General features: G+C 51.4%; 2 pseudogenes. One reads left to right on the top strand and one right to left on the bottom strand.

Features of this window, described 5'->3' with window-relative positions:
* Positions 1-215: pseudogene (locus tag CIK04_RS25510) on the top strand (energy-coupling factor transporter transmembrane component T); the annotation flags it as partial.
* A gap of 66 nt (positions 216-281) precedes the next feature.
* Here the strand turns inward: CIK04_RS25510 and CIK04_RS25505 are convergent.
* Positions 282-664: pseudogene (locus tag CIK04_RS25505) on the bottom strand (MFS transporter); the annotation flags it as partial.

Here is a 664-nt window from a genome sequence, read left to right as displayed (position 1 = left end):
TACTTGGCCCACTGATTTTCTCWAGCCTCGATCGCGCCGATCAAATCTCCAACGCGATGACACTGCGTGGTTTTGGTCGCCACAACCAACGAACTTGGTACAGCTTAAGGCCGCTGAGCCGCTCTGATAAGCTGTGTATGATGGGCATTGCGCTTATGGTGACGCTGGCCATTACCAAACGCGTCCTAGAGCCTCAGCTCTTCTGGTACCCGTTCTCAATGGATCACAAAGGGATGCACACTGCACTCCCTTTGTTTTTTTGCCCCAATAGAACAAGCCTCTTAACTCCACTTTAGGATCCGAGTCTCGTTACCCTCTTCCGGTTTGGCGGGAATGTTGAAAGAAAGCAGCAAACTTATCGCCGCCATAAACGCGCCAATGTAAAACACGCTGGCAGGCGACACGAGCCAAATCACGCCGAATGTTACGGGGATCACCACCGCGGCAATGTGATTAATGGTAAAGGCCACTCCGGCCGTCGATGCCATGTCAGCAGGGTCTGCAATCTTTTGAAAATACGTTTTAATCGCCAACGCCAAGGCAAAAAAGAGATGGTCGATGATGTACAACGCGGCCGCCCATTCGGCGGACTGTACCAGCGCATAACCGACAAAGACAAAGATCAAACCGACGTATTCAAACGTCAATGCTTTTCGCTCGACCC

This window comes from Vibrio sp. 03_296, assembly GCF_002265885.1.
Note: the sequence above shows the minus strand (reverse complement) of the source record. Positions and strands in the feature narration are given on the sequence as shown.